This is a genomic window from Acinetobacter sp. UBA5934, assembly GCF_002430855.1.
In the GTDB taxonomy this organism is placed as follows: Bacteria; Pseudomonadota; Gammaproteobacteria; order Pseudomonadales; family Moraxellaceae; genus Acinetobacter.
On the sequence record NZ_DJDC01000120.1, the window covers coordinates 1 to 7,254 of the forward strand.

Annotated in this window: 6 protein-coding genes and 4 pseudogenes; 8 read left to right on the forward strand and 2 right to left on the reverse strand. The window is 39.6% G+C overall.

Features of this window, described 5'->3' with window-relative positions:
- From B2Y23_RS08375 to B2Y23_RS15485, 4 genes and pseudogenes are all read left to right on the forward strand, one after another.
- Positions 1-185: pseudogene (locus tag B2Y23_RS08375) on the forward strand (aromatic acid/H+ symport family MFS transporter); the annotation flags it as partial.
- A 106-nt stretch (positions 186-291) separates the two neighbouring features.
- Positions 292-1,560, forward strand: a complete 1,269-nt coding sequence (locus B2Y23_RS08380) for a DcaP family trimeric outer membrane transporter (protein WP_409515224.1) — start codon at positions 292-294, stop codon at positions 1,558-1,560.
- A 94-nt stretch (positions 1,561-1,654) separates the two neighbouring features.
- Positions 1,655-1,777 (forward strand): annotated as a pseudogene (locus tag B2Y23_RS08385) (hypothetical protein); the annotation flags it as partial.
- A gap of 60 nt (positions 1,778-1,837) precedes the next feature.
- Positions 1,838-1,960 (forward strand): annotated as a pseudogene (locus B2Y23_RS15485) (hypothetical protein); the annotation flags it as partial.
- A 62-nt stretch (positions 1,961-2,022) separates the two neighbouring features.
- Here the strand turns inward: B2Y23_RS15485 and B2Y23_RS08390 are convergent.
- On the reverse strand, positions 2,023-2,718 hold the full coding sequence (locus B2Y23_RS08390; RefSeq protein WP_291357362.1) for a DUF1826 domain-containing protein: 696 nt from the start codon (positions 2,716-2,718) through the stop codon (positions 2,023-2,025).
- 574 nt (positions 2,719-3,292) lie between these two features.
- Here B2Y23_RS08390 and B2Y23_RS08395 point away from each other — a divergent pair.
- The 4 genes from B2Y23_RS08395 (at position 3,293) to B2Y23_RS08410 (ending at position 6,831) form a co-directional block, all read left to right on the forward strand.
- Positions 3,293-4,294 carry a putative oxygenase MesX gene (locus B2Y23_RS08395; RefSeq protein WP_291370183.1) on the forward strand — a complete coding sequence of 334 codons (1,002 nt, stop codon included), beginning with the start codon at positions 3,293-3,295 and terminating at the stop codon, positions 4,292-4,294.
- Between the two features lie 42 nt (positions 4,295-4,336).
- Positions 4,337-5,365, forward strand: coding sequence for a methionine synthase (locus B2Y23_RS08400; protein ID WP_291370185.1), 1,029 nt, complete (start codon positions 4,337-4,339; stop codon positions 5,363-5,365).
- Between the two features lie 126 nt (positions 5,366-5,491).
- Positions 5,492-5,986, forward strand: a complete 495-nt coding sequence (locus B2Y23_RS08405; RefSeq protein ID WP_291370187.1) for a flavin reductase — start codon at positions 5,492-5,494, stop codon at positions 5,984-5,986.
- Positions 5,987-6,030: 44 nt separating this feature from the next.
- Complete coding sequence (locus tag B2Y23_RS08410) at positions 6,031-6,831, forward strand: sulfite exporter TauE/SafE family protein (protein WP_291370189.1); 801 nt, start codon at positions 6,031-6,033, stop codon at positions 6,829-6,831.
- Positions 6,832-6,941: 110 nt separating this feature from the next.
- Here the strand turns inward: B2Y23_RS08410 and B2Y23_RS15425 are convergent.
- Positions 6,942-7,074, reverse strand: a pseudogene (locus B2Y23_RS15425) (site-specific integrase); the annotation flags it as partial.
- Positions 7,075-7,254: the final 180 nt, after the last annotated feature.

Sequence of the window (7,254 nt, forward strand, 5' to 3'; positions counted from 1 at the left end):
CGGTACTGACCGGAACTTTATTGACCTTTGAGTTACCGCACCAGATGAACTTCTTTGCCATCGCCATTCCCGGTGTAATTGCCGCCCTGGCCATCTTCCTGGTGAATCTGAAAACCTCGGTCGATGGAGATGCGGCTCAGAAGAATTTAGCAAATGTCAGTACATTGGCTGAAAAGACCCATTAATTGCACCGCTTTAATTATTAAGAATTATCAATTTTAACTGAGTCTTGAGATAGCCCATTTTTAAGCTATCTCCAGTCTAACTTTATCTAAAATAAGTGAGATTAGGATGATCACACCTGCATTTAAATTTAAATTCAGTCTTTTAACCATGGCAATGTTCACCCTGCCAACCGTTGCAGTCGCGAGTGACAAAACTGAAATTGAACAGTTACGTCAGGAAGTAAAAGATTTACGTAGCTTGATTGAACAGCAACAAATGACATCTTCCAAGATTAATCATCCTTTAACCGCTCAGCCAGAGGCAAAGATTACGAATGCACCAGCTCAAGCATCAAAAAATGCAAACAGCTTTAAGTTTTATGGCAATGTCCGTGCGGATGCCTCCTATCAGGCAGAAGGCAGCGCGGCAGATCGACTGTATAACAACATTAATAAAGTGCCTCTAAAAGGGAATGGCGAAAATAGTGACCGATTGAAATCGACACTGGCTGCAACACGTCTGGGACTGGATATCAATCATCAGGTCAATGCCAAAACGCTGAATGCCAAACTTGAAGTCGACTTCTTGGGCGGTACAAATTCAGATAACTTGCGCATACGCCATGCTTATTTAAATTATGGCAACTGGCTGGTCGGACAAACTTGGTCCAACTTTGCCATTCCGGATTATATGCCAGAAACCATTGATGCCTTGGGTTATGTGGGCGGTGCAGTGAAACGTACGCCACAACTGCGGTACCAGTATCAGTTCAGTCCTGAAACAGCCCTAATCCTGGCGGCAGAAGACCCCAAAGATGCCAGCTCCAATATGCGCTTGCCAGCGTTGAGTGCACGTTTAAATCAACAATTGGGAAATAATGCCAAAATGAGTTTACGTGCCATGGCCGATGAAAAACGCACCATGAATGATAAAACTACGGCGTGGGGAATAGGCTTAGGGCTTCAATATAAAGTCAATGACAGCAATACCTTAAAAGCAGATTATTACCATGTAAAAGGGGATAGCAGTTTTGTATCCTGGAGCAATCCGGGTGTGAGTAAAAATGCTGCCGGTGACATACTGGATGAAAATGAATTTGATTCCATTTCCTTGGGCCTGACTACGCAATGGAACAGTCAATGGCGCAGTACATTAGGCTATGGCTATATGAAAGCCGATGTGAGTGAAGCTTATAAACAGGGTGTCGTTAATTTAACTGAAATCAATAAAGCGCTTTGGCAAGGTTGGGCGAATGTTTTTTATAGTCCGACCCAGCCATTAAGCTTTGGTGTGGAATATGTTTATGGTGAGCGTAAGGCAGTTATTGCAGCGCCAAATGGCAGTGATGGCGGTGAAGATAACCGCGTTAATCTGGTGGCGATATATAACTTTTAATGAGTCATAAACTTAGGGAATAATATAATTTATTATTCCCTCATTCTTATTAGAATAAAAAAATTTAAACACTACTTTTCAAGCTGTTCATTTGGGCATTCAAATGAGCTTGAAAGCACCGATTTGCATGCCAATGATTGACGGTCCTATGGCAACTCAAAGTGGCTTAGTATTCTTTGCAGCAACGCAAGATTATTACTTACGCTCTTTTAACTCGTTTATCCATGTCAGCAGGCATTGGCTTTCGTTTATTAAGGAAATGCGTTTGAAATACACTTTTGTAGTTATTGGCGGAATTATTTCATCCACCTTGCTGACTTTGGTATTGCTGCTAGTGCTTTATCGATGGATGAATAGCAGTCAACACAACCTATCTTTAGAATCCACAAAACCTTCTTAAAATGAAAAAATGCATAAGGTAATTAATCGGTTTGCCTTGTGCATATAGGTTCAAATCAATTTTCAACAAATCAAGAGCAGCCTATATTCACCAGCTTCACTAGGTGCTCTATGCACACAGGGCAAGACCGCTTGTGTGGGATGATCAACTGCCAAGCGCCAAAGATGTCCCACACCCAGATTAATTGGGGTGGCATCTTCAGGTGCTTGGTAATGAAGATCAAAGAAATACTCTGCTAAAAAGTTCTCAAATTCAGCTTCAGGACCGTCAAACAGTTCTTTTAATTTTGCTCGAATTTCGGGTATTAAAATTTTCTGTATCGCTTGTTCATTCGGCAAAATGTCACTGGCCGCGCCGTAGTAGGTACATAAAAAGGTATCCGTTGCGATCGGTGAGCGATCTACATGGTAGGAATAGACATCTGTAGAAATGAAATCGAATTCATCATCCCGTTCATAACTTTTCAGTAAATTCAGCGAGGGGGATGCACCACATTCAGTGAGGCGCTCAATATCTTTGATAATGACTTCTCGTGCCACTATACCTTGTTCTGATAGTTGTAAGGCTTGTAAGTCTTCAACTGTAATTTCAGTAATATTCTCAATTAATTCCAGTTGATTCACGATTTCCTGAAAATCGCCGTGTAATTGTCTAGACCAGCACACCGCATTGGTATCGCCTTGAAGCTGTAAATCAATCAGGTCAGAAAATGTCGATACGACTTGAATGTGTTTGTGGTTAGAGAAGGGAGGTTGCATCGAGAAATAAAATAAAAAAATTATTTATTATTATATACGCTTAGCTATTTTTATAACGACCTATTTAGATACATTTAGACAGGGTGAATATGTTGATATTTTCTAAGTTTGAGATGAGCTAAATTCATTTTGGTGATTTTATATGCTGTAGATCATGACTGCTCTTATTTACTCAGATCATAAAATTTAAATGCCTTATAGAGAGAAGTTTTTTATCTCCTATACAGAATTAAATTGATGTATTTTAAAGCCAATTTTCTAAACATCTGTTTTAGCTTTTTCGATATATTTTTTTATGAATTATTGTATTTTATACATTTTTTATAATTAATCAGACAAATTAAAAATCCTTATTCTCCACCATTTTATATTGGTTAAATTGAATTAACTTATCCAAGAGAGGGAATTCTTCTTTTCTATCTTGCATCTCTCGTCAATACAATAAAACCCTAAACATGAATTTTATTCATTTTTGTGTGAGTCTAAATCATTTTTATTCATCTTATAGTTAGGGTATAAATTCTCTCATACAGAAATTTTGGTTTTATCTAAAAAATTAGGGTAGTAGATCACCATGAGTAAAGAGTTTGCCTGTTCAATTAAACGCATTCGTTTTGACGAAAACTATCAACCCGCAAATAACACCCGTTTAACCACAAACTTCGCCAATTTGGCACGTGGTGAAAGCCGTGAAGAGAATCTTCGTCGAACTTTAGCGATGATCAACAACCGTTTTAATAGTTTGGCCAGTTGTGACAATCCGAAAGGCGACCGCTATTCACTTGAAATCGATATTATTTCTGCTGAACTCGACGTTGAAGGCAAGGGCCACACTTTTCCGTTCATTGAAATGCTCAAAAGCACCATTACTGACCACCAAACCAATCAACGTATTGAAGGCATGATTGGGAATAGCTTTTCATCTTATGTACGTGATTATGACTTTAGCGTTGTCTTACCAGAATTGGACTGTAAAACTGGCGAGAAACCAGAAAACTTTGGTGACTTACACGGCAAGCTTTATCAACACTTAATTCATTCAGAAGTCTTCAAAGCTGAGTTCAAGAAACAGCCTGTCATCTGTCTCAGTGTTTCGACTACTAAAACCTATTACCGTACAGCACATGTACATCCTGTATTAGGTGTGGAATATAAAAATGATGAATATTCGCGTACAGATGAATATTTCAAAAAAATGGGCTTAACCGTACGTTATTTCAAACCTGAAAATGGCAATGCACCATTGGCATTCTACTTTGCAGGCGACTTGTTGCGTGACTATAGCGATTTCGAGCTGATCAGTGCGATCAGCACCATGGAAACTTTCCAAAAGATTTATCGTCCTGAAATCTACAACACAAATTCAGCTGCAGGTTTAGTTTATCAGCCAAGTTTGAAATATCAGGATTATTCATTGACTCAAATTGTTTATGACCGTGAAGAGCGTGGTCAACTTGCAGTGAAACAAGGCAAATGGACTGAAGAAAACTTTATCAAGCCTTATAAAGACGTTCTTGAGCAATGGGCTGCCGAGTTCAAGATCAAAAACACTGCTGACCAACAACACGCTGCCTGATTCCCAGCATAGATTAACGAAAATAGAGATAGAAGATTAGACATGGCCATTTTATTACCGACTTCAACTGCGGGCAGCTTACCGAAACCATCTTGGCTCGCTGAACCTGAAAAACTTTGGTCACCCTGGAAATTGGAAGGTGAGCAATTACTGGAAGCAAAACGAGATGCTTTAAGTCTATCACTGCATGAGCAGCTGCAAGCTGGCATTGATATTGTCAGCGATGGCGAACAAACCCGTCAGCACTTTGTGACCACATTCATTGAACACCTTGAAGGGGTTGACTTTGAGAAGCGAGAAACGGTTCAAATCCGTAAGCGTTACGATGCCAGTGTGCCATCAGTGGTTGGCGCCGTATCTCGTAAGAAACCTGTGTTTGTGGATGATGCGAAGTTCTTACGCAGCCAAACCAATCAACCAATCAAATGGGCTTTGCCTGGTCCAATGACTATGATCGATACGCTGTATGATGGCCACTATAAGAGTCGGGAAAAACTGGCTTGGGAATTTGCCAAAATCCTGAATCAAGAAGCGCTTGAACTGGAAGCGGCAGGGGTAGACATCATCCAGTTTGATGAACCTGCATTTAATGTGTTCTTTGATGAAGTCAATGACTGGGGCGTCGCGACTTTAGAGCGCGCACTTGAAGGTCTGAAATGTGAAACTGCGGTACATATTTGTTATGGTTACGGCATTAAAGCTAATACTGATTGGAAAAAGACTTTGGGTTCTGAATGGCGTCAATATGAAAAAGCCTTTCCTAAATTGCAACAGTCTAAAATCGACATTGTGTCACTTGAATGTCAAAACTCACGTGTGCCGATGGATTTGATTGAACTGATTCGTGGCAAGAAAGTGATGGTCGGTGCCATTGATGTGGCAACCAATCAAATCGAAACGGCTGAAGAAGTTGCAGATACTTTACGTAAGGCGCTTCAGTTTGTGGATGCTGACAAACTTTATCCCTCAACCAACTGCGGCATGGCACCTTTATCACGTCAAGTTGCACAAAGCAAACTTCATGCCTTAAGTGCAGGTGCTGCGATGGTTCGTCAAGAACTCATAGCGTAATTTTGCGCCGTCGCAAAATAAGGGAAGGGTGCAGTATTATTCGATTCAATCATTTTGATGAATCGAATAATGAATCGCCCTGACTTTAGCGAGAAACAAGTGATAATCAAATTTGAGATTTAAGAGATGATTGAAGCAACTGACTTTAGAAATGCAATGTCTTTGTTAACGACCGCAGTAAATGTAATTACAACAAAGGGCGCAACAGGTGTTCATGGATTTACTGCTTCGGCAGTATGCAGTGTGACAGATACACCCCCGACATTACTGGTCTGTATGAATCAATCATCTCGCTCACATGCACATTTTATCGAGAATAAAATTCTGTCAGTGAATGTATTGTGTGCACAGCATGAGCAGATTTCGAATGCATTTGCCTCTAGTAAATTCAGTTCTGAAGAACGCTTTAAATTGGGTTCCTGGACAACACTAGAAACCGGTTCACCTGTGTTTGAAGATGCATTGGTGAGTTTTGATTGTCACATTGAACAAATTCAGGAAGTTGGCACGCATAGTATTTTTATATGCCGTGTTGTCGCGATCCACCAAAGTCAGCAAGAGGAAAGTTTGGTCTATTTTAACCGTGCTTACCATCAAGTCGGTCAATTAGAATTCGCTTAACCGTCTATTACTTCAATATTCAATTCTTTAGAAGTCAGCATATTGTGGAATTAATCATTTTTTTAGCCATTGGTGCGCTAGCAGGATTTGCTGCTGGGCTATTTGGTGTGGGTGGTGGAACCATCATCGTGCCACTATTATTTATCGTTTTTACCCAGATGGATTACAGTGCTGATGTCATTATGCATTTGGCATTAGGTACATCATTAGCGACAATCGTCGTCACATCGATTAGCTCGCTCATGGCACACCATAAAAATGGTGCAGTGATGTGGCCGGTATTTAAAAACTTAGCACCACCTATGGTGATTGGCTGTTTTGCCGGAGCTGCGATTGCAGGATGGCTCTCAGGAATACATCTTCAACTCATTGTTGGTTTATTCTTGATTTGGGTGGCTTATACCATGTTCATGGGGGCTAAAAAGACCGTAGACTCAAGCAGAACACTGCCTTCAATAGGTAAACAAGTTGCTGCGGGTTCTGTGATTGGTGTGGCTTCAGCGATTTTTGGTATTGGTGGAGGAAGCTTAACAGTTCCTTATCTCAACCGTTATGGTGTCATCATGCAAAAAGCCGTCGGAACATCTGCTGCTTGTGGTTTACCGATTGCCATTACTGGTGCTTTAGGTTTTATGATTTTTGGTATGAAAGCACATGCTGCTGTTCCCAACAGTATTGGCTATATACATACTTATGCATTCTTTGGCATTAGCCTTATGAGTTTCTTTACAGCAAAGTTTGGTGCAAAAGCAGCGCATGCGCTATCACCGCAAATGCTGAAAAAATGTTTTGCAGTATTGCTGAGTATCGTTGGATGTTTTTTCCTTTTTAAAGGGCTAAGTTGAGAAATATTCAATTGGTTTAATAGATTTAAAAAGCCCACTTTATGTATGTGGGCTTATCTATTAATAGAGTTTGCGATTCAATCTGAATATTGGCTAGTAGATATGCTTTAAAATTTAAAAGATTTCATGGTGTACAGCATAGGGTATAAACATGGACATGAGAAATCCAAATCAAACAACAGAATAATTAGATTTCCATTTGAAAGTTTTTTCTAGATGAATTTTCTTAATAGCAAACCTAATAAAGTTTATGAACTATTTCAAAGGTCAACATATCACTACGTTATAGAAAACAAATAATGAATTAAGTTATTGAAATATAATTAAAGCAGAAGATAGATGCAGTTATGGTTAGGTGTAAACGGTATTTAACATAATATACATTATACGAAATAACATTGTAAGCCCAAAATAGAAATGTCC